Source organism: Bacillus sp. T2.9-1, assembly GCF_950097965.1.
Taxonomy (GTDB): domain Bacteria; phylum Bacillota; class Bacilli; order Bacillales; family Cytobacillaceae; genus Niallia; species Niallia hominis.
Genome location: NZ_CATNHG010000028.1, coordinates 1 through 1,460, shown reverse-complemented (window position 1 = coordinate 1,460; position 1,460 = coordinate 1). Strand labels below are relative to the sequence as shown.

The window sequence follows — 1,460 nt, the reverse complement described above, 5'->3', positions numbered from 1 at the left end:
GAGAGTATAAAATATTTTGTGTAAATGAAAATTTCCATGTAAAAAGGAAGACCTTCTCTTGGTAGAATTAAGTCACCACAACCAATCCTAGAAAAGAGGTCTTCCCTATGAATCAGTTTACAACAGAAATTATCGATGCACTAGTAAAAAAACAAGATATTACCGAGGTTTTTCGTTCGCACTTGGAAATGGCGATCAACTCGCTACTTGTGACAGAGTTAACGGAATTTCTAGATTATGAAAAATATGACCGTATTGGCTTTAATTCAGGCAACTCACGCAATGGGTCTTATTCGCGTACGCTTCACACAGAGTACGGCGATTTAGCCATTCAAATTCCACGTGATCGCAATGGTGAGTTCAAACAACAGACCGTGGCTCCGTATAAGCGTTCGAATGATACGCTTGAAGATACGGTGATTCACCTGTTTAAAAAAGGCATTACGATGGCTGAAATTGCCCAGTTAATCGAAAAAATGTACGGCCATCACTATACGCCTCAAACGATTTCGAATATGACAAAAGCGGTTTCAGAAACAGTCGATGCATTTAACAACCGTTCGTTGCATAATCGTTACGTATGCGTGTATTTAGATGCGACGTATATTGCCGTGCGTCGTGATACGGTGTCCAAAGAAGCTGTCTATATCGCTGTTGGTATTCGCGAAGACGGCTCTAAAGAGGTACTCGCTTATACGATTGCCCCAACAGAGTCTGCTTACAACTGGCAAGAGCTACTAGAAGAGCTGAAAGACCGTGGTGTAGAAGACGTCTTATTATTCGTATCAGACGGCTTAAAAGGCATGGCAGACGCTGTTTTCACTGTGTTTCCAAAAGCAAAATATCAAGTCTGTTTAGTTCATGTCGGTCGCAATATTATGCATAAAGTACGCGTAGAGGATCGCAAGGAAGTCTGCGAAGATTTTAAAATGATTCACCAGGCAAAGGACGCCGAAGCAGCTGAGCTAGCACTTGGGCAGTTCTGCGAGAAATGGAGCAAATCGTACAAAAAAGTTACACAAGGCTTACTAAATAACCCGTATTTACTGACGTTTTATCAGTTTCCAAAAGCAATTTGGCGAAGCATCTACTCGACCAATTTAATTGAGTCGTTCAATAAGCAAATCAAAAAATATACAAAGCGCAAGGAACAGTTTCCGAACGAAGAATCACTGGAACGTTTTTTAGTGACGCAGTTCGAGGACTACAATCAACGTTTCGCCTCACGCTGTCACATCGGCTTCAATCAGGCACGTGCAGAGTTGGAAGAGATGTTTGAGCAGCTACATGAACCGACAAACTAACCGGGACGTGCCAGCGCGAAATTTGGGTGTCTAGGAAAGGGCTAGCCCTTTCCTAGACACCCAAATCAACACTTCGAACAAATCTATTTGAATACGAAGGTGATCATCTACCTTGAGAAGTTGAAAAGTCATTTACACAAAAATATTGACAGTACC

The 1,460-nt window shown here is 41.8% G+C and carries 1 protein-coding gene; it reads left to right on the top strand.

Translation table 11 applies throughout. The annotated features are described in order from the left end of the window. Window positions 1-107: 107 nt before the first annotated feature. On the top strand, window positions 108-1,304 hold the full coding sequence (locus QQZ16_RS03060; protein WP_031540362.1) for an IS256 family transposase: 1,197 nt from the start codon (window positions 108-110) through the stop codon (window positions 1,302-1,304). The last annotated feature ends 156 nt before the right edge of the window (window positions 1,305-1,460 follow it).